This window comes from Pedobacter ginsengisoli, from assembly GCF_002736205.1.
GTDB lineage: Bacteria > Bacteroidota > Bacteroidia > Sphingobacteriales > Sphingobacteriaceae > Pedobacter > Pedobacter ginsengisoli_A.
The window spans coordinates 2,446,926-2,466,925 of the sequence record NZ_CP024091.1; the positions used below are offsets into that span (position 1 = coordinate 2,446,926).

19 protein-coding genes are annotated in these 20,000 nt (G+C 36.9%); 17 read left to right on the forward strand and 2 right to left on the reverse strand.

Annotation, left to right across the window (positions count from 1 at the left end):
* Positions 1-2: 2 nt before the first annotated feature.
* From gndA to CPT03_RS10090, 4 genes are all read left to right on the forward strand, one after another.
* Positions 3-1,415, forward strand: coding sequence for an NADP-dependent phosphogluconate dehydrogenase (gene gndA / locus CPT03_RS10075; RefSeq protein ID WP_099438732.1), 1,413 nt, complete (start codon positions 3-5; stop codon positions 1,413-1,415).
* A 35-nt stretch (positions 1,416-1,450) separates the two neighbouring features.
* Positions 1,451-2,962 (forward strand): glucose-6-phosphate dehydrogenase, encoded by a 1,512-nt coding sequence (gene zwf, locus CPT03_RS10080; protein ID WP_099438733.1) that lies wholly within the window; start codon positions 1,451-1,453, stop codon positions 2,960-2,962.
* Positions 2,962-3,687 carry a 6-phosphogluconolactonase gene (gene pgl, locus CPT03_RS10085; protein ID WP_099438734.1) on the forward strand — a complete coding sequence of 242 codons (726 nt, stop codon included), beginning with the start codon at positions 2,962-2,964 and terminating at the stop codon, positions 3,685-3,687. Before zwf ends, pgl begins: the two co-directional genes overlap by 1 nt.
* Positions 3,688-3,839: 152 nt before the next feature.
* On the forward strand, positions 3,840-5,072 hold the full coding sequence (locus tag CPT03_RS10090; RefSeq protein WP_099438735.1) for a purple acid phosphatase family protein: 1,233 nt from the start codon (positions 3,840-3,842) through the stop codon (positions 5,070-5,072).
* A 9-nt stretch (positions 5,073-5,081) separates the two neighbouring features.
* On the opposite strand, the gene CPT03_RS10095 is transcribed toward CPT03_RS10090, so the two are convergent.
* Positions 5,082-5,651, reverse strand: coding sequence for a DUF4833 domain-containing protein (locus tag CPT03_RS10095; protein WP_099438736.1), 570 nt, complete (start codon positions 5,649-5,651; stop codon positions 5,082-5,084).
* Between the two features lie 163 nt (positions 5,652-5,814).
* Between CPT03_RS10095 and CPT03_RS10100 the strand changes: the two genes are divergently transcribed.
* The 10 genes from CPT03_RS10100 (at position 5,815) to CPT03_RS10145 (ending at position 15,873) form a co-directional block, all read left to right on the forward strand.
* Positions 5,815-6,939, forward strand: a complete 1,125-nt coding sequence (locus tag CPT03_RS10100) for an ATP-binding protein (RefSeq protein ID WP_099438737.1) — start codon at positions 5,815-5,817, stop codon at positions 6,937-6,939.
* A gap of 119 nt (positions 6,940-7,058) precedes the next feature.
* The gene (locus CPT03_RS10105) at positions 7,059-7,700 is read left to right on the forward strand and encodes a hypothetical protein (RefSeq protein WP_099438738.1); all 642 of its coding nucleotides are present in this window, start codon (positions 7,059-7,061) and stop codon (positions 7,698-7,700) included.
* Entirely contained in the window at positions 7,690-8,061 is a 372-nt protein-coding gene (locus tag CPT03_RS10110) for a hypothetical protein (RefSeq protein WP_245870019.1), read from the forward strand. The genes CPT03_RS10105 and CPT03_RS10110 overlap by 11 nt, the downstream gene beginning before the upstream one ends.
* Positions 8,062-8,817: 756 nt before the next feature.
* Positions 8,818-10,881: an Ig-like domain-containing protein gene (locus tag CPT03_RS10115; protein ID WP_099438739.1), complete on the forward strand. Its 2,064-nt coding sequence runs from the start codon at positions 8,818-8,820 to the stop codon at positions 10,879-10,881.
* A gap of 12 nt (positions 10,882-10,893) precedes the next feature.
* Entirely contained in the window at positions 10,894-11,592 is a 699-nt protein-coding gene (locus CPT03_RS10120; RefSeq protein WP_099438740.1) for a hypothetical protein, read from the forward strand.
* A gap of 38 nt (positions 11,593-11,630) precedes the next feature.
* Positions 11,631-12,578: a gliding motility-associated C-terminal domain-containing protein gene (locus CPT03_RS10125; RefSeq protein ID WP_099438741.1), complete on the forward strand. Its 948-nt coding sequence runs from the start codon at positions 11,631-11,633 to the stop codon at positions 12,576-12,578.
* Positions 12,575-13,564, forward strand: a complete 990-nt coding sequence (locus CPT03_RS10130) for a type IX secretion system membrane protein PorP/SprF (protein ID WP_099438742.1) — start codon at positions 12,575-12,577, stop codon at positions 13,562-13,564. Before CPT03_RS10125 ends, CPT03_RS10130 begins: the two co-directional genes overlap by 4 nt.
* A 413-nt stretch (positions 13,565-13,977) precedes the next feature.
* On the forward strand, positions 13,978-14,790 hold the full coding sequence (locus CPT03_RS10135; RefSeq protein WP_157766404.1) for a sensor histidine kinase: 813 nt from the start codon (positions 13,978-13,980) through the stop codon (positions 14,788-14,790).
* Positions 14,765-15,526 carry a LytR/AlgR family response regulator transcription factor gene (locus tag CPT03_RS10140; RefSeq protein ID WP_099438744.1) on the forward strand — a complete coding sequence of 254 codons (762 nt, stop codon included), beginning with the start codon at positions 14,765-14,767 and terminating at the stop codon, positions 15,524-15,526. Before CPT03_RS10135 ends, CPT03_RS10140 begins: the two co-directional genes overlap by 26 nt.
* Positions 15,527-15,636: 110 nt before the next feature.
* A complete protein-coding gene (locus CPT03_RS10145) occupies positions 15,637-15,873 on the forward strand; it encodes a hypothetical protein (protein ID WP_099438745.1) in 237 nt (78 codons plus the stop codon).
* Here the strand turns inward: CPT03_RS10145 and CPT03_RS10150 are convergent.
* Positions 15,853-16,965, reverse strand: coding sequence for a Fic family protein (locus tag CPT03_RS10150; RefSeq protein ID WP_099438746.1), 1,113 nt, complete (start codon positions 16,963-16,965; stop codon positions 15,853-15,855). The genes CPT03_RS10145 and CPT03_RS10150 overlap by 21 nt on opposite strands.
* Positions 16,966-17,063: 98 nt before the next feature.
* On the opposite strand from CPT03_RS10150, the gene CPT03_RS10155 reads away from it, so the two are divergent.
* Genes CPT03_RS10155 through CPT03_RS10165 form a run of 3 tightly spaced genes read left to right on the forward strand, consistent with a single transcriptional unit; the run spans position 17,064 to position 19,985 of the window.
* Positions 17,064-18,188 carry an NAD(P)/FAD-dependent oxidoreductase gene (locus tag CPT03_RS10155; RefSeq protein ID WP_099438747.1) on the forward strand — a complete coding sequence of 375 codons (1,125 nt, stop codon included), beginning with the start codon at positions 17,064-17,066 and terminating at the stop codon, positions 18,186-18,188.
* The gene (locus CPT03_RS10160) at positions 18,189-18,917 is read left to right on the forward strand and encodes a methyltransferase domain-containing protein (protein ID WP_099438748.1); all 729 of its coding nucleotides are present in this window, start codon (positions 18,189-18,191) and stop codon (positions 18,915-18,917) included.
* A gap of 15 nt (positions 18,918-18,932) precedes the next feature.
* Positions 18,933-19,985: a type III polyketide synthase gene (locus CPT03_RS10165; protein WP_099438749.1), complete on the forward strand. Its 1,053-nt coding sequence runs from the start codon at positions 18,933-18,935 to the stop codon at positions 19,983-19,985.
* The last annotated feature ends 15 nt before the right edge of the window (positions 19,986-20,000 follow it).

Genomic DNA, 20,000 nt, shown 5'->3' on the forward strand with positions numbered 1-20,000 from the left:
TAATGAAGAATAAATACACTTTAGGAATGATCGGCCTCGGAACCATGGGCCGTAATTTATTGCTTAACATGGCCGATAATGGCTTTCAGGTTACAGGTTATGATAAGGATGCCCGCATGCTTAAAAAACTTGAGGAAGATGGCAAAGCCCATAACTTAAAAGGATTTGAATCATTAGAGGATTTTATACAAAGTCTTGAGCTTCCAAGAAGAATTATGCTTTTAGTACCTGCTGGTAAAATTGTTGACAGCGTAATTCAGGAACTTGTTCCCCTGCTTGATAAAGGAGATATGATTATTGATAGCGGGAACTCTCACTTTACAGACACCAGCAGAAGAGCAATTGAACTTTCAGACCAAGGAATTCACTTCTTCGGAATGGGAATATCAGGAGGAGAGGAAGGTGCCCGTTTCGGACCTAGCATGATGCCAGGTGGCGATAAAACTGCTTATAATGCGGTAAAACCAATCCTAGAAGCTGTTTCAGCAAAGGTTAACGGCGATCCTTGCGTAGCATACATAGGCCCCGGTGCATCAGGCCACTTTGTAAAAATGGTTCACAATGGTATTGAATACTCAATGATGCAGATTCTTGCCGAAACTTATGAGCTGTTAAAAAATGTACTTGGTTACAGCAACGAGCAGATCTACAGCACATTCGAGAAATGGAACAATGGCAGGTTAAAATCCTTCTTACTTGAAGTAACCCGCGACATTTTTAAAGTTAAAGACAAAAAGACAGGAGCCTTTCTGATAGATGTGATTAAAGATGAAGCAAAATCAAAAGGTACCGGAAAATGGACTTCGCAGGTATCTATGGACTTGCAATTGCCTATCCCAACAATAAACGAATCTGTAAGTGCCCGTGATCTTTCAAAATTCAAAGCATTGCGTATTGCATTGTCAAAGGCATTACCTCAAGAGCAAATTAAAGTTGAAGACGCAGCAGCATTTGAAGTACAATTAGAGCAAGCGCTTTACTTTGCCATGATTACTTCATACGCACAAGGACTTCATTTGCTAGAGCAAGCTTCTGCTGAGTTTAAATATGAACTAAACCTTAAAGAGATCTCTCAAATCTGGCGTGGTGGATGTATTATCCGTGCGGTATTACTTGAAGATATTTATCAGGCTTACAAAAAACAGCCAGAGTTGCCACACCTGTATTCAGACGAGAGCATCCAGAATCAGTTAAAAGAAATTATCCCAGGTACAAGAAACATTGTAATTACAGCCTTAGCTAATGGTCTGGCAATTCCTTGCTTCGCTTCGGCACTTACTTATTACGATTCTCTTAGAACAGATAAATCTCCATTAAACTTAACCCAGGCACAGAGAGACTTCTTTGGCGCACATACTTTTGAGCGCATTGATGAAGAAGGTATTTTCCATGCTGATTGGAACGAAAACAATTAATAAATCAAACCCAACATTGATATAATAACATTCTAATGAAAACTAGCCTCAACGTTAACCCAACCATAGTAGTAATATTTGGAGGTACCGGTGACTTAAATCTGCGCAAACTTGCGCCCGCTCTTTATAACTTATACGCTGACGGCTATATGCCTGAAAAATATGCCATCATTGGAACTGCCCGCAGACCACTTACTGATGAAAAATTCAGAGAGAACCTAATGGATGGTGTAAACCAATTCTCAAGATCAGGAAAAGTAAAGCAGGAAAAGTGGAACAAATTTGCAGAAAATGTTATTTATAATTCTGTTGATGTTGAAACACCAGAAAGCTTTGGCCTGCTTAAAAAAAGCATAGAAAAACTTCAAAAAGAATTTGGACCTAAAACACAGGTAATTTACTACCTGGCCGTGGCGCCAAACTTGTTCCCGCTTATTGCTAAATGCTTATCAGATTATGGATTGGCAGGAAATGAAGACAACTGCCGCATTGTAATAGAAAAACCATTTGGAAGAGATCTTGAAACTGCTAAAGAATTAAACTGCATTTTAACCGGCATATTTACCGAGAAACAGATCTATCGTATAGACCATTATCTGGGTAAAGAAACGGTGCAGAACATAATGGCCTTCCGTTTTGCCAACTCATTCCTTGAGCCACTATGGAACCGTACTTATATTGATCATATCCAGATTTCTGTAACCGAGCAGCTTGGCGTTGGCGATAGAGGTGGTTATTATGAAAGTGCTGGTGCATTAAGAGACATGATCCAGAACCATTTGCTTCAATTGCTATGTTTAATTGGTATGGAAACACCGATAAATTTTGATGCAGATGAGATCAGGAATAAAAAGGTTGATGTATTAAAAGCAATGCGTCCGTTTAGTCCTGAAGATATTCGTTTCAGCACAGTTAGAGGTCAGTATACCAAAGGCTGGGTAGAAGGTAAAGAAGTGCCGGGATACAGACATGAAACAGGTGTAGATCCTAATTCAAATACCGAAACTTTTGCTGCAATTAAGTTCTTTGTAGATAACTGGAGATGGCAGGGAATTCCTTTTTACGTACGTACAGGAAAACGCTTATTCCAAACATCTTCATTAATTACCATACAGTTTAAAGATGTACCACATCATATTTTCCCTTCGGGAGTAACTGAGCACTGGCAACAAAACAGACTGATCATCAGTATCCAGCCCGAAATGAGTATCCGTTTACAGGTACAAGGCAAAAGACCGGGATTAGACATGGTATTGAACCCTGTTGATATGGTATTTGATTACAAAGGAACCTATAGTTCAGATACACCAGAGGCTTACGAAACGCTCTTATTAGACGTTATGACGGGCGACCAAACCCAGTTTATGCGTGCCGATCAGGTAGAGGCTGCATGGGAATTATTAATGCCGGTTATTAATGCATGGGAAAGCAAAAAATCTTTAAGCTTCCCTAACTATACTGCAGATTCATGGGGACCAGAAGACGCCGAAGCGCTGATTGCAAGAGATGGTTTCCACTGGTTTGCTTTACCATTAAATAAAGAATAATGAATTTATTAATTTATAAAACTCAAAGCGAATTATTTGAGGATCTGATAGAATACATAGTAACTATAGCCAATCAGTCAATTGCAGAAAATGGCTGCTTTAATTTTGTACTAACTGGAGGAAACTCACCTAAAGCTTTATATGAATTACTAGCTACCACTTATCGCGATAAAATTGATTGGTCTAAAGTATATTTCTTCTTTGGCGATGAGCGCAACGTTTTGCCTAATCACGAAAGCTATAACGGCTTAATGGCTAAAAGAGCAATACTTGATCCTTTAAATATTGCTGAAGATCATATATTTTATGTAGATACTACACTTGCTCCTGAAAAGGCCGCAATTGAGTATAATAAAGCGATAACTGCACACTTTAATGGTGCAGATATCATATTTGATCTTATTCTGCTAGGAATGGGCGATGACGCACATACTGCATCATTATTCCCCGGAACATCTATCCTTGATAATAAGGAAGTAGAAATAGATTCAGTATTTGTAGAAAAATTATCAACCTACAGAATCAGCTTCACTGCACCGTTAATAAACAAGGCTAAAAACATTGCATTCCTTGTTTTTGGCGAGTCGAAAGCACAAGCTGTAAAACACGTTATCGAAGCGCCAAAAAAGAATACAAAATTGTATCCTTCACAACTAATCAACCCTGTCGATGGTAGCGTAACATGGTTTTTAGATGATGCTGCAGCTGCCCTTTTAGACAACTAATAAAGGCATAAAACAATAATATTATGGGGTGTATCATATAATCATGATACACCCTGTTTTTTGGACCAACTTTTCTCTAAAAAATACAATTATGTTACAAAGCAGAAATATTCCAATTTAGTAACTTGGCTTCAAAATACCCCCCTATTATTATGAAAAAAGAAATTAATGCATTACCACGCCGTCAGTTTCTGGGCAATGTATCAAAAGTAGGAATATTAGGCTCATTAGCAGCCTTTTTGCCCGGCAGCAGTTCTGCCGAAGTGCTTAAATCCTTCACCGCGGTACCAGAAGACGGGCATATTTTTTTAACAAAGCCCTATCTGCAATTACCCTCAGCAGACGGCATGACCATAAGATGGGTTACCAATAAGCTCTGCTACAGCTGGATTGAATATGGCGAAGGAAAAGATCTGAACTCAAAGGCGCACCATGTAACCGATGGTTTGGTGGACGCCCACAACAGGGTAAACTTTGTTAGGTTAAAGGATTTAAAACCCGACACTCAGTACAGTTACCGCGTATTATCTAAAGAAATTACCGATTTCCAGCCCTATTCTTTAAAATATGGCGAAACAATTTCTAGTGAAACCTATTCCTTTAAAACACCAAAAGTTAATCCTGAAGCAGTTTCGTGGCTCATACTGAACGATATTCATGATCGCCCGACATCGATACCACATTTACTAAAATTAAACCGTGACGATTACGATTACGTGTTTTTTAATGGTGATATTTTCGATTTCCAGAAAGATGAGCAACAGATCATTGATCATATGCTCAATCCATCTACGGATGTATTTGCAAGTACAAAACCGTTCATGTTTGTTCGCGGGAACCACGAAACCAGAGGCAAGTTTTCTCGCGAACTCAAAGACTACTTCTCTACAAAAGACGACAAAGGATATTTTGCCTACCAATGGGGGCCTGTTTTCAATATAGTTTTAGATACTGGAGAGGATAAGCCGGACGATCATCCTGTTTATGCCGGGATTGTAGACTTTGATGGCTACCGCAGAGAACAGGCAAAATGGTTAGAAGAAGTCATGAAATCAAGTGCTTATAAGAAGGCAAAGTTCCGCGTGGTTATGATGCATATTCCGCTATACCATTCAGGCGACTGGCATGGTCCGATGCATTGCAGGGAACTCTTTGATCCATTGTTTAAAAAACATAAAGTTGATATCGTAATTTCAGGCCATACACATACATATGGAGTTTGGCCGCCATCTGCAGAGCACCCTTACCCTGTTATTATAGGGGGCGGACCACAGGAAGGCAAACGTACACTTATTAAAGTAAAAGCCAACAATAAAACGCTGGATCTGGTTATGCTTAAAGATGACGGATCGGAAGTAGGAAAATACAGTTTAAAGAGCAGCTAACAATGCTCTTTAAACTTTAATTCTTTCTAAAACAGCCGTATTATTTTCAGTATTTACACCTTTTAGTTCCACATATTTAACATTAGGCAACCAAAAAGAACCACCTTCAATTCTCACAAAAATCCTGTCAAGCTGAATCTTTTTATTGTTAACCGTTACATAAACATGGAACTTCTTGTCCTGCTCAGACCTAAGCAAATACATTGGCAGTTTTTTATGCGAAACAAACCTAAGTTCATAATGATCTTTGCCTATCTCTTTAGACACAATTCCATAAGCAAATTTCCTTTGAATATAATTTAAGTCTTTTTTCTCCCCATCATCGCCATAGCGGATCCAGTATATAAGAATAGGCTCCTTTCTATCCACTTCCCCATTCTTATCTGCGTTTAATTCGCAAATAATCGTGTTAGTATTCGGATCTCTCTGCAGATAAAAAAGCTGATTGGAAATTCCTTTTGGAATTGGAAATTTTAAAGGTGAAGGATCACTTTTATCACCAGTTTGCGCTACTACTGTTGCAGTTAACAAACTAAAGAGTAACAGTATATTGAGGGTTAATAATTTAGCACTTTTCATAGGTAAAATATTAGGGCTCAAAGATAAACAGAGAATTTTAAACTCTTGAGATTCAATTGTCAAATTGCCGACATTATCTCTATCTAGATTCTTTTCTAAAAATTAAAATTGCGAATACAATCGCAAAATTTATATTATATTTGCGAATACAATCGCAAATATAATGATTTTAAGAGCAATAACAGCATCAATCAAACATCGCTTAAGTGATGAAAAGGCCATCATATTACTTGGTCCCCGCCAGGTAGGTAAGAGTACTTTATTGCAGCAACTATCTTCTGATTTTAAATCGGATGTATTGTGGTGGAATGGCGATGATGCAGATATTCGTACATTATTAGCTAATCCGACATCGAGTATCTTGAGATCTTTAATTGGAAAAGCAAAGACACTGGTTATTGATGAAGCTCAGCGAATAGAAAACATTGGCCTCTGTATAAAACTAATTATTGATCAAATTAAAGAGGTAAAAGTAATTGCTACCGGTTCTTCTGCATTTGAGCTTGCAAATAGCATTAATGAGCCTTTAACCGGTCGTAAATGGGAATACAATTTATATCCATTTTCTTTCTCTGAAATGGTTAACGATCATGGTCTTCTTGAAGAAAAACGCTTACTAAACCATAGACTAATCTATGGATATTATCCAGAAATTGTTAACAATCCAGGGGAAGAGGAATTGCGCTTAAAACAACTCTCAAGCAGCTACCTTTATAAAGACATTCTTACATGGGAAAGAATCCAAAAGCCTGATAAAATGGAAAAACTAGTGCAGGCACTTGCTTTTCAGATTGGTAGCGAAGTTTCCTATAATGAATTAGGCCAAATAGTAGGGTTGGATAACCAAACTACAGAAAAATACATAGACCTTTTAGAGAAATCTTTTATTGTATTTAGACTAAGCTCATTAAGTCGTAATTTGCGCAATGAACTAAAGAAGAGCCGTAAATTTTATTTTTATGACAATGGCCTTAGAAATGCTGTCATTAATCAATTTAGCCCCGCTCTATTACGTCAGGATATAGGTGCTCTTTGGGAAAACTTCATAGTTAGTGAACGTGTTAAGCTTCTTGCTTACGAGCAAATTAGTTACAATCAGTACTTTTGGCGCACACACGCACAACAAGAAATCGATTACATCGAGGAGCGCAATGGTTTAATGAAAGCTTATGAAATAAAGTGGAATGTAAAAACTAAAAATAAATTCCCTAAAACATTCTTAGACGCTTATAAGGATACAGAAACTAAAATAATTACTCCAGAGAATATCCACGAGTTTTTGTTATAAGTTCAACCACTCAGTATCAGCCATAGCATAATTCTAAAGCAGAACTGGTATATTGCAACCATTATGGGTTACGCAAAAGTTCCCTTTTACCATAAAAATGTGTTTCTTTAACTTTATTGATGCACGCAATGAATCTCAGATCCCTATTATTCGTAGTCCTTCTATGCTCAACTTGTTTTGTAACATTCGCACAAAAAGAAGATAAACCAAATGCGCTACAATTATTTCTTCAGGCAAATGCCGATAGCACAATTATTTTTCAGCAATCATCGAATTGGTTTCCACAGTCACCCTATTATATTTTAAGTAAAAAAGCGGACACCATAACAGCATATACATATAAAGCCTTACCCAAATTGGATAAGAGAATTAAACTTCCACGTTCTATAGGGTTAAAAATTCGGCACAGGAATTCTGTCATGGTAAATTTAGTGCCAATTGACGTAAATATGTATTTCCAACCTATTTATTTTAGTCCTAAAAAACTGCTTAATCTTTGGAAAAACATTGGCAAAGACCCCCCCTGGCAATTAGCCGACGATTCTGCTGATGGTCATGCATGTATTGATAGTCAAGGCAACAGAACCGGAAATTATATTTATGATGGAGGAGGAATTAATTTGTATCTGATTACAAAAAACGAGATAAAAAAACTGGACTATTATGCTCCTCAGTTTTTTGAAAAGGTTTGTCCGGGTAGAAAAGGGCGAATCTCAATCTTAAAAATCGAACATCTGTTTGATAAACATTTTGACCTATAGCATAGTTCCGAACCAGAACTGGTATATTGCAGCCATTATGGGTTACGCAAAAGAAAGAAGTAAGCTTGAAAAGCTATCAACAAAAATAGTTGGCATAAACATTTATGACCAAAAGAATTTAGCTATTTTAATTGATATTTATGAGCAATACTCGCACACTGTAAGGATTCTAAAAAACAAAGAACCAGAAACATTTGCCGATCTATACAACAACGAATTGCAGGAAGTAAAAACTGGAAAAAGATCCCTTAAAGAGAGTGAATCCGAAGAAACACGCCAAACTAATTTCTTAGCATTCAAAGAATCAATCCAAATTGCTTTAGAGAAGACCATCAAAGCTACCTTAGCATCATTAAAGTAAGAACTAGCAATAATTGTTCACAAGATTAGTGTTTCTACATGTGAGGACCAGACCTTATTAGCTTATAGTTCATACCTGAGCTTATGCTATCCAAAGCAACAATTTTAAAATTAGAAAAATAGCTTCAACTAACGAATATTTAGGAGTTATTGAGGTGGTTTAAAATCTTAACTAACCTTCTCTGTTTTAGGCAGAGAAGATTAATGCAAATTGCTGCAAAAAACAATAAATCCTGTCCAATAAACTAAACAACCTGTTATAGATATTAACTTTCGATTAAGAAAAAGTTATCGCTTGATTGTAACCCGAAAATTGTTGTAAAGTTCACTGTTTGCATTGATTCGCAGATTTAGATTTTTGAACGAAAATTCCCTCCCCCTAGTATTGTTTAGGAAGAAAATTGATTAACAGAATATGCTGGCAGAAACTATTTTGTTTAAGGCATAGTATTGAACAAAATGAACAAAATCAATAAAGATTTCAAACAAACTGAAATACAATAATTTAAAAGTAAAAACTCCATAAAGTCTTTAATTTCAATCAGTCATTTAGCGATCATGTCTTTCGTTAAACTGAACATAATGAACAAAAATCATTGAAAGAACAGTAATAAGTTTGCTATACTATACATGCAGATAATTTTTTGTCCTAAAAATTATTCACAGATAGTATAGGTTAAACTGATTTACCGCTCATACCTTGAAGATCTGTCGCTCATATATTCCACTTTTAACACTACTGGTTACAGTGATGTTAATGGTTTTTGGAAGTAATGTGAAGGGGCAATGTTTTGGATACGAAAGGAAATATGCAAACAGCGAGAATAATAGCAATGTAACAGGCACTTTTCTAGGCTTAGGAGACAATAATGATGTAACTAATCCTTCATTTGCTGTTGGAAATAATCTTAATGATTTTAGTACTATAGCAATTCCTTCTTTAGGAATTACTCGTTACCAAAAACTTTCATTTGGTCAAACTTTCACAAATTCAGAAGCTATACATGTAAAATTAGCAAGTAGTGTAAGCTTAAGTTTATTAGCTGTAACGGTTGAAATTCAAGCATATAATGGAGCATCTCCAAGCGGAACAAAGGTTACCTTATCATCTGGAGCACTTCTAAATCTTTTATCAGGATCAAATATAGCCGATATAGTAATTCCTGACCCTGGTGCGACATATGACGCAGTACAAGTTACAATTATTGGAGCATTACTATCATCTGGTTCTATGAATATTTATGCTGCCTACGTTAATAAGCCCCAAACTGCCGGCATCAATTGTAACACTATTGAAGATTTAATAACAGGTACGACTAGTGGAGTACTAGGTGCGTTAAACGGTGTAATAACGCCAAACAACGCAATTGATGGCGATTTAACTAGTTACGCCGAAATTCGACAAAATGTTGGAGTTGCTGGCTATGTACATTTAACAACCTTATTCTCCTCGCCTTCTGTCCCAGGAGATTCAATAAGTGTATTATTAAGTGTTCCAGGTGTTCCACTCCTGGATGCAAATGTCTTTTCAAAGCTCTCTGTTGTTGCATACAATGGGAATACAGCTGTAGCAACCATGCCAGCTAGCTCAAGCCTTTTAGGAATTCGTTTATTGGATGCAACAAACCATATTTATCAATTCACTTATGCAGTTAATTCTTCCTTTGATAGAATTTCTGTTCAAGCGGGCGGTTTAGTCGGGGCCTTAACATCAGCTTATGTCTATGATATTAAAAGAATTGTTCCAAAACCATCTATATTAATTGATGGCATATCCATAACTTCCAAATCAATTTGTGTTGGTCAAAATACTACCTTATCTATCAATATTCCCCAATCCTGCACCGATTATAAATGGTATGATGCAATTTCCGGGGGAAACCTATTATATACAGGTGGATCCTTTGTAAGGAATTCATTGCCACAAGGAACTTACACTTATTATGTCCAATCAGTCAGGCAAGGCTGTACAACAACTAGTTCTGAAAGAATTCCAGTAACTATTACAGTTAATCCATTGCCTACGGTTGGAACTATTTTGGGAAATTCAAGTGTTTGCGTATCCCGAACAACTTTACTTTCAAATTCAGCATCAGGTGGAATATGGACAAGCAGCGATATTACAAAAGCATCAGTAAATTCCAGTGGCTTTGTAACAGGAATTGCTATAGGATCAGCAATCATAACATACACTGTTACAGACCCAATAACAGGGTGTACTAATTCAGATAGTAAAAACATAACTGTTAATGCATTACCAGATCCTGGAATGATTAACGGAAATACGTCATTATGTGTGAATCAAACAATCACATTATCTAATTTAATAAGTGGTGGGACATGGGCAAGTAGTGACAATACTAAAGCCTCAATCAATTCAAGCGGTGTTGTGATGGGAATTGCCAAAGGTGAAACTACTATTACTTACACAGTAACAAATGCTGGATGTTCTTCAGCAGCTGTATTGGTAATAACCGTCAATCCATTACCAAACGCAACCATATCAGGAACGGCAACAGTTTGTCAGGGAACTGCAGCCCAAGCAATAACTTTTACAGGCTCAAATGGCACCAGCCCATATACTTTCACCTATAATATTAACGGAGGAAATAGCAAAACTATTACTACTGCTATAGGGGACGATACAGTTTCAATTCCTATTTCAACTATTTCTCAAGGAACATTTACATATAATCTTCTAAGCGTAATGGATGCAAGTTCAACGCAATGTAGCAATACCCAAACAGGAAGTGCAACTGTTACCATTCTCGAAAGACCACCGACACCACATTTAAATTTCACAACAAATTCTCAATATTAATTTTAAAAAAACATGAAAAGAATCATTACAAAACTTGCAATAGCTACCATAGTGGTACTATTCGGCAATTCATTTAAATCAGTTGGCCAAGTAACATTAGCCACTACAGATGTCCAAATAGTTTGCGAGGGTGCTCCTCTAACTTTAGGCTCACCAGGAAGCTCAAATCAATGGATTGTTAAATATGATGCTACATCCGCTACCCCCTCTTCTCCTACTACATTAACGATAGATCCCGCGACTAATCAGATAGCCGCTGCTGATGTAAAAACGGGTTACTACCTAATCACTAATAAGAGTACTGCTGCAGGAGCTTGTGAATCTGATATTCAAACTATCGCAGTTTATGTATTACCTACATTAGTTCCTACATTCACTTCAGCGGATTACTGTACAGAAAATGCAGCTTCAACAATTTTTACAGCCTCCGTGACACCTGCTGCACCTACAGGTTCAACACTTGTATATCAATGGTATACTGTTTCAGGAACAACTGAGACAATAATAAGTGGGGCAACAAGTGCAACATTTAATCCAACTATTTTAAATACTGGAACTACAAGCATAACTGCAACATACAGATTAAAGACTGCTTATGAGATCAACAGCTTGAAATATTGTCCTCAAAGCATAGAGCATACTGTAAATGTTCTACCAAGACCAACCACACCAACAATTACTGTAGGTAATGTGGGACAGGCCAACTTTTAATTGATTTAAAGTTAAAGGTTATTTAAATAATCTATTTCATGTTTAACAGAAAAATAAGTTTTGTGTCAAGTATGCTGTTGCTTAGTGCAACGGCATCCTTTGCGCAATCTTCTGGTTCGCAAACGGTGAATCTTCCTCAGGGGGCTTCTTTAAAGTTGCGGGCAAATTCTTTTAATGCATCAACCTATCAATGGCTCAAAGACAATCAAATTATAAGTGGTGCCATTGGTCAGGAATTTACGGTATTTGTGGCTGGCACTTACACTGTAATATCATATAACACCGAAGGTTGTGCTTCTGATATTTCAGAAGCAGTTATTGTAGTTGGAGGCGGCCCTCCTATTATTCTAAGCGCCGACATGATGGTTACCAAAACATCAGAAAACAGGGCTTTATCCCTTAACGACTCATTCGATTATACTATTCAAGTAAAAAATAATGGAGCAGATAAGGCAACCAACATTAAGGTTACTGATGAATTACCGCCAGAGGTTGAATATCAAGAACTAACTCCTAGTGCCGGCAGCAATGCAAGATATCGCTTTGCAGACAGAACTGTTTTATGGGAAATAGACAAGCTTGAAAATGGTGAATCTGCCGATTTAAGGATAAAGACCAAGGCACTTAAGGCTGGTGTTATTTACAATACAGCAAAAGTTTCGGCTGATCAGAAAGATCCAAATCTTGCCAACAATGTATCAACAGCCAGCACTTCGGTAGCTGGTATTATTATCCCAAATGTGTTTACCCCTAATGGAGACAACAAAAACGAAACATTCGAAATACCTGGCGTACAATCATTTGAGAATGAAATCACTATCCTGAACAGATGGGGAGGAACTGTATACTTCAAAAAAGGCTATAACAATGAATGGACCGGCCGAGGGCTTAATGAAGGCACTTACTTCTATGTATTAAGGCTAAAAATTGGCAGTAAATGGGAAATCTATAAAGGCTATATCACTTTATTAAGGGGCAAACAATGATGAAAAGAATCATACTTTTATTTCTGGCATCTATTGGAATTGTATGTAGCTCAAGTGCACAGCAAGACAGCCAATTTACGCAGTACATTTTCAATACTATTCACATTAATCCTGCATATACAGGCTACAAAAAAGAAGTTTACGTGCAAGCTTTTTACCGCGCACAATGGGTAGGCGTAAGAGGAGCTCCTACAACGGTTTCGGTAGCTGTAGATGGCACAATTGACGATGGAAATGTTGGTCTCGGATTTATTGCCTCAAATGATAAGATCGGGGCTCAAAAGAACCTTTCTGCTTACGCCAACTATGCTTATAAAATCCAACTGGGATATGATGAAAATTCAAAACTTTCTTTTGGTTTGGCCGCAGGTGTTATGCAACTGGGTCTTGATGGAGATAAATTAACAAGCATAGATCCCGATGATGAGGTGATCCCTACCGGAATGCAAACAAGGTTTTTCCCTGATGCCAGGGCTGGTATTTACTACTCAAATGAAAAATATTTTGCAGGGCTTTCTGCAAGTAATCTTATTGCAAGCTGGGCGGCAAAAAATTATAGCAACAATCTGCTTGTTCCGGTTCCGCAACCGCACATATTTTTAACTGCAGGAGTTTTAATTCCCATTACTTATGGATGGGCTTTAAAACCTGTTATGCTATTAAAAGATGATATAAAAGGGCCAACATCTCTTGATGTAAATGCCTTCCTCCTGCTTAACGAAAAGGTATGGATAGGCGGTTTTTACAGAACTACAGTTCCCTTATACAACAAAAAGTACCTGCAAAAAGACCTTACTAAAAAGAATGCACTGGGTATGATGTTCGAGCTTTTTGCTACAGACAACCTTAGGATAGGCTATTCATACGATTATTCCTTAAACAAATTACAGTACTACAATTACGGAAGCCATGAGTTTTCTGTGGGTATTTATTTAGGCCGAAAAGATATGAGAAAAATCAGATCATCCAGGTGTTACGATTTCTAACCGTATGCTTCAGGCATGGTTTTGTCCGTTTGGGCACTAAACATCTTTAATTCAAGCTTTCTACTATCCATTTTTGTGGAAACTCAATTCTATGAGAACCTGAGGTCCTTTTTGATAAAATAAAAGTTCTTCGACAATCATGAATATATTTGCACAAAATGAAAACGAAACTTCCTCTTAAAAGTTTAATAAAAATAAGCTGCTGTTTTTCTGTGGCGGTTAGTTTATTTTTGCTGCTTTCTGTTTTTATACAAGAGGGAGATCTGTATACATCCCTCATTAAATGTATGTTTTTTCTGGCTCTGCTGGGGTTAATATGCTTGTTAAATATCGGCTTATTAGTTGTTTGCAGCGACGAAAAATCGCCCACGATAAGTAAGTGCACCAAATGGTTTTATTTTGCAAGTTTTGTTATGAGTGCAGTAGTAATAATACTTATTTACTGGATTGGACAATACTTTACCTATCAGGGATTTATAGAAAAACAAGAAGCTTTTAAGGTTAGAGGTAATGTGGTTTACTTATATCTCAGTTTACAAGGATTCTTTATTAACGGAATCGTATTACTGCTACTAAACTTCATTATTGTACAGGATTTTAATAACCAGGTTCAGCTGGAAAACTCACGTTTAATAGCAGCAAGATCTCAGGCCGCTAACGAGTTACTTCTTCAACAGATTCATCCGCATTTTTTGTTCAATGCGCTTAACATATTAAAATCTTTAATTAAACGGAGCCCTGATAAAGCAGAAGATTATTTACTGCGCCTGTCCGATTTCTTGCGCGTCTCCATATCTGGTAATAAAAGTGGAATAGCTTCGCTTAATGATGAATTGAAATTATGTGCTGATTACCTGGAGATGCAAAAAGTAAGATTTGGAGAGGCATTGAGCTTTAACCTGGACATACAGGAGAAAGAAAGTCCCGGAATGGTACTTCCTGTTTTTTCTCTTCAGCCGCTTTTAGAGAATGTAATTAAGCACAATGAGCTTACAGATGCAGCTCCGCTCAATATTAATATCAAACAAAATGGTAACTGGATCAGTGTAACAAACAATATTCAGCTTAAGTCAAACCTCGAACATTCTACAGGCAGTGGTTTGGCTAATCTTGCAGAAAGATATAACCTCCTGTCTGGGGATGAAATTGACATCAGAGATGATGGTTTTACCTTTTCTGTAACCTTAAAAATATTAAAACATGAAGATTGTAATTATAGAAGATGAACAAATAACAGCTGAGGACCTCGCTGATCTTATTATTAAATTACAACCTAATGCTCAGATTGTTGCAAGTTTAAGATCTGTAAAAGAAGCCCAGCTCTATTTTACAACTCATGCAATGCCTGATCTTATTTTTAGTGATATTCAACTTGGTGATGGATTAAGTTTTGATATTTTTAAATCCGTTGAAGTTACTGCTCCTATTATTTTTTGCACTGCATATAATGAATATGCTTTTAACGCTTTCCGCACAACCGGTATTGATTATATTTTAAAACCAATAGTCTCATCTACAGTTGAACAGGCTTTAAAAAAGTATCAGACTTTACGGAAGGAATTTACTACATCAACCGTATCATACGATGCTATTTTAGATCTGTTTGCAAACAAATCCGCACAAAAAACATTTTCTATTTTAGTTACTCATAAAGACAAGATTATTCCCATAAAGATGGAACATATTGCTTTGTTTTACATTAAAAATGAGGAAACCTGCCTGTTTACATTTGACGACAAAATGTATGCTGTAAATAAAAAAATGGAAGAGCTGGAACGTATTTGTGGTGATGATTTTTTTAGGGTAAATCGCCAATGCTTATTAAACAGGGCAGCAGTTAAAGATGCTGCTCACTTTTTTTCTCGCAAGCTGATTATAAACCTGTTAGTTCCATTTAAAGAAACAATTACAATAAGCAAAGAAAAAACACCTCAGTTTTTAGACTGGCTTTCCAGAAAATAATTTTACCGTTGCAATTCAGCTTCAATTTTGTCCGTTTCACTGTAAATTCTCTTTTCTTAAACTCACAAATCATCCATCTTTATAATTGTAAATACAATCAACTAAGAGCGATGAACATAATTATTTTTAAAACTTCGGTACGGGATAAGAATGATCTAAGTACCATCAGACGTAAAATGGACAATTTGCTTGGCACCAAAAACTGGACTTTTGCGTTAGAGGATGAGGATAAAATTCTGAGGGTTGTTAGTGCCAGTTCTTATATACCTGCTATCCGAAAAATATTAATGAAATATGGTTTCATTTGCGAAGAATTGCCTTACTCTTTAGATGAGTTTAAGGTTTAAATCATAATGCACGCTGCGCCCACTACCCTTTGCTATTAAAATTTCTAAATCACTTAGCACCTGTAAATCTCTTGTAGCCGTGGCTTTTGATGTTTTAGTAATTGACATATATTTTTTTGCTGTCATCCCGCCTTTAAATCCTTCAATACCCATTTCTAACATTTTCATGATAGCTTTATGCTGGCGACTGTTTAATCGTTCTTTGTATTTATCAAAAAACCTGGTTTTCTGTAGTGTAAAATTCACTAGTGCTTTTGCTTTAAGCTGGGCTGTTAGCGTTACGGAAACAAAATAATTTACCCATTCTGAAATATCATTATTTTGTTGAGCTTTTTTTAAAGCCGCATAGTATGCTGGTCTATCCATTTCAATAGTTTCAGAGAGACTAAGCAAAACTGGCCTTCCAAGTGTTTGAGAAAGTGCCTTTTCAGCAATTGCTCTTCCTATCCTTCCATTCCCATCTTCAAGTGGATGTATTGATTCAAAATACAAATGTGCAATAGCAGATCTAACAGGCGCACTGTTAATTTCACGGGAGCCTCCGGGAGCTGTTTCATTAAACCAATCTATAAAGTATTCCATTTCATTAGGTACCCGATTAGAAGGTGGTGCCTCAAAATGCGCTATTTCATTTCCAATCCTACCAGATATAACCTGCATCGGTTCATCACCTTTTCGCCAGGCCCCAATCGTTATTCTATTCGATGAACCTAGTAATGCAATATGCCATTCCCATATTGTTTCTTTAGTAAGGGGGTTATTAAATGAATTTCGAACATCAATCATAAGTTTACCTATACCAGCTGCCCTTCGATCATGCACAATATCGGATGGAATATTAAGCCCTAGATTATTTCGAATTGAGGACATAACTTCTTGTCTGCTTAAAAACTCTCCTTCTATTTCGGAAGTTTTTACTGCTTCAGAAATCATGATCTGCAATAACGCTTCCTGTTGGATGTTCTGAGGTAAAGTTTGTAATATGCCATTCACTTCTCCTGTTTTTAAAGCAAACTCGTACAATAGCGCCTCAGTTTTATTAAGCTGCACCTTAAAATTTGGCCAATCTGGTAATTCCCAATTATATTTCATGAGCCGATTACTTTTGTTAATCGGCTCAAATATAGTGAATTTATGAGCCGATTAATAAAAGTAATCGGCTCATAAATTCACTATATTCATTAATTGGTATGAATTCAGAAAACAACATAATTATTATTGGTGGTGGCCTGGCCGGATTAACCTGCGCTATACATTTACTAAAGGCAGGTTTTGGCGTTACGTTAATAGAAAAAAACCTTTACCCGCAGCATAAGGTTTGCGGCGAATACATTTCCAATGAGGTTCTCCCCTATTTGAAATGGCTGGATGCCGATCCGGCTCAGTTGAATCCAACAGAAATTACCAGGTTATTTGTTTCATCCGCCAGCGGCAAAATAATAAACACAGCATTACCCCTCGGAGGTTTCGGAATCAGCCGGTTTACCCTGGATCATTTCCTTTTAGAAAAGGCCCTGCAAAACGGCCTAGCCTTTATAAATGACACTGTAAATTCTATTGAATTTAAAGATGATACATTTAGCATTAGCACAGCCAAAAACGGGTTGCATAATGCTAAAATAGTAATTGGCGCTTTCGGAAAAAGATCGTCATTAGATCAAAAGCTGGAGCGTAAATTCATTCAAAAAAAGTCGCCATGGCTTGCCGTAAAAGCACATTATAAGGGTAATATTCCGAGCGATCTGGTTGCGCTTCACAATTTTAAGGGCGGATATTGCGGGGTTTCCAAAGTTGAAAACAACCTTATAAACATATGTTACCTAACCGATTACGAAAGTTTTAAAGCATACAAGAGCATTCCAGATTTTCAGAATAAAGTACTTTATAAAAACCCCTGGCTAAAGGAGATATTTGAAAACTGTATTCCTATGTTCGATCAGCCCTTAACAATAAGCCAGATCTCTTTTGAAAAAAAGGAACCAGTTTATAATCATATTTTAATGATTGGCGACACAGCTGGTTTAATCCATCCTTTATGTGGAAATGGCATGGCAATGGCCATTCATGGGGCAAAAATTTGTGCAGAGCTAACCATCCAATTTTTAAATGGCAATATCTTATCCAGAACCGGATTGGAAGAAAAATATGAAAAAGAATGGAGCCGTAATTTCAAAAGCAGACTAGCCATAGGAAAACTCCTGTCTGCAATTACAAGAAATGAAATACTATTTACCCTATTGTTAAATCTATTGATTAAATTTCCTTCTGTATTACCCAAAATCATTAAAAAAACTCACGGTAAACCAATAATTTAAATGTTTGTAAACACTGATAAAAGAAGCGACGAGCCTGAAATAATGGATAATTTCTTTATGAAAGGAGAAATACTAAAAGACGCTTTAGATAAGATTGCAAGCATAAACAGGCTATTGGGCGGCAACAAAGTAACCTTACAAGGTGTAGAAACTTTATTAAACGAAAGGGCTTATAGCAATAATGCCCCAAAAGAGATTCGTATTTTGGATGTGGGTTGCGGCAATGGCGATATGCTTAGGGTTCTGGCAGACTATGCTTTAAAAAACAACCTGCAATTCAACCTTGTTGGAATTGATGCCAATACTTATACCATTGGCCATGCCAGGCAATTATCAAAAAACTATCCAAACATAAGCTACCTATGCGCCGATATTTTTAATGAAATAGAACAACCAGGCAGTTATGATGTTATCCTTTGTACATTAACACTTCATCATTTCAAAGATCCGGAAATACTGAAGCTAATGAATGGCTTTAGGAACCGGGCAGAGATGGGAATTATTGTTAATGATTTACACAGAAGCGCTATTGCTTATTACCTTTTTTTAGCAATATGCTTTGTTTTCAGGCTAAATAAAATGTCTAAAGATGATGGCTTGGTGTCGATACTTAGGGGGTTTAAAAAAGACGATCTCCTATACTATTCCAGAAAGCTGAACTTTAAAAAATATACCTTAAAATGGAAATGGGCATTTCGCTATCAGTGGATAATTCCAACTTTCAATTAAAAACGTAAACCATTTATGAGCGTTAAGATCCAAACTATTGCCAAGCTGCTACCCAGGTATTCAAGAAAAACTAAAGAAATTATTCCTTATTTAGATTTGTGGCTAAACGGGCAGGAGGATCGTTTTATTAGAAAAGTAAAAAAGATTTTTGAAAATGCAGGAGTTGATCAGCGCTACTCCATCATGTCGCCGGAACAGGTATTTAGCAATCTGACTTTTCAGGAAAGGAATAACATTTATGTAAGCGAAGGCATTAACCTGGCTACCGAATGCCTCAAAAAAGCGTTAGAAAAAGCTGCATGGCTGCCAACCGATCTCGACTACTTAATTACGGTAAGCTGCACTGGGATTATGATCCCTTCTATTGATGCTTACCTCATTAATGCGTTAAATCTGAAACAGGATATAATACGTTTACCTGTTACTGAAATGGGCTGTGCAGCTGGTGTTTCGGGCATGATATATGCCAATAATTTTTTAAAAGCCAACCCCGGAAAACGCGCGGCCGTAGTTGCATACGAATCTCCGACGGCTACTTTTCAGGTTAATGATTTTTCGATGGCCAATATAGTTAGTGCCGCAATTTTTGGTGATGGCATGGCATGTGCACTGCTTTCATCCCACCCTAATGACAAGGGGCCTAAAATTGTAGCTGATGAAATGTATCATTTTTACAATGCGGAGCAGATGATGGGTTTTAAACTGGCAAACAGTGGCTTACAGATGGTTTTGGATGTTGCAGTTCCTGATACTATTGAAAGTCATTTCCCCGATATTATCCATCCATTTCTGGCAAAACACAATCTAACTATAAATGATGTTGACCACCTGATTTTTCATCCGGGAGGTAAAAAAATTGTACAGCTTGTAGAGGACTTATTTGGTAAATTAGGTAAGAATATAGAAGATACTAAGGCGGTTTTAAAATTGTTCGGGAATATGTCGAGCGCTACAGTTTTATATGTTTTAGAACGCTTTATGGAAGCTGAGCCAAAGGCAGGAGATCTGGGGTTGGTGCTAAGCTTTGGCCCCGGTTTTTCTGCACAAAGAATATTGTTAAAATGGTAACTAAAAAAAGAATAC

Excerpts from the sequence above, each read along its gene's own strand:
- CPT03_RS10100 (WP_099438737.1), top strand. The coding sequence starts at position 5,815 with ATGATTTTAAGAGCAATAACAGCATCAATCAAACATCGCTTAAGTGAT.
- CPT03_RS10150 (WP_099438746.1), bottom strand. The coding sequence starts at position 16,965 with ATGAAATATAATTGGGAATTACCAGATTGGCCAAATTTTAAGGTGCAG.
- CPT03_RS10115 (WP_099438739.1), top strand. The coding sequence starts at position 8,818 with ATGGTTTTTGGAAGTAATGTGAAGGGGCAATGTTTTGGATACGAAAGG.
- zwf (WP_099438733.1), top strand. The coding sequence starts at position 1,451 with ATGAAAACTAGCCTCAACGTTAACCCAACCATAGTAGTAATATTTGGA.
- CPT03_RS10090 (WP_099438735.1), top strand. The coding sequence starts at position 3,840 with ATGAAAAAAGAAATTAATGCATTACCACGCCGTCAGTTTCTGGGCAAT.
- CPT03_RS10105 (WP_099438738.1), top strand. The coding sequence starts at position 7,059 with ATGCACGCAATGAATCTCAGATCCCTATTATTCGTAGTCCTTCTATGC.
- CPT03_RS10155 (WP_099438747.1), top strand. The coding sequence starts at position 17,064 with ATGAATTCAGAAAACAACATAATTATTATTGGTGGTGGCCTGGCCGGA.
- CPT03_RS10165 (WP_099438749.1), top strand. The coding sequence starts at position 18,933 with ATGAGCGTTAAGATCCAAACTATTGCCAAGCTGCTACCCAGGTATTCA.
- gndA (WP_099438732.1), top strand. The coding sequence starts at position 3 with ATGAAGAATAAATACACTTTAGGAATGATCGGCCTCGGAACCATGGGC.
- CPT03_RS10145 (WP_099438745.1), top strand. The coding sequence starts at position 15,637 with ATGAACATAATTATTTTTAAAACTTCGGTACGGGATAAGAATGATCTA.
- CPT03_RS10160 (WP_099438748.1), top strand. The coding sequence starts at position 18,189 with ATGTTTGTAAACACTGATAAAAGAAGCGACGAGCCTGAAATAATGGAT.
- CPT03_RS10130 (WP_099438742.1), top strand. The coding sequence starts at position 12,575 with ATGATGAAAAGAATCATACTTTTATTTCTGGCATCTATTGGAATTGTA.
- CPT03_RS10135 (WP_157766404.1), top strand. The coding sequence starts at position 13,978 with ATGAGTGCAGTAGTAATAATACTTATTTACTGGATTGGACAATACTTT.
- CPT03_RS10095 (WP_099438736.1), bottom strand. The coding sequence starts at position 5,651 with ATGAAAAGTGCTAAATTATTAACCCTCAATATACTGTTACTCTTTAGT.
- CPT03_RS10125 (WP_099438741.1), top strand. The coding sequence starts at position 11,631 with ATGTTTAACAGAAAAATAAGTTTTGTGTCAAGTATGCTGTTGCTTAGT.
- CPT03_RS10120 (WP_099438740.1), top strand. The coding sequence starts at position 10,894 with ATGAAAAGAATCATTACAAAACTTGCAATAGCTACCATAGTGGTACTA.
- pgl (WP_099438734.1), top strand. The coding sequence starts at position 2,962 with ATGAATTTATTAATTTATAAAACTCAAAGCGAATTATTTGAGGATCTG.
- CPT03_RS10140 (WP_099438744.1), top strand. The coding sequence starts at position 14,765 with ATGAAGATTGTAATTATAGAAGATGAACAAATAACAGCTGAGGACCTC.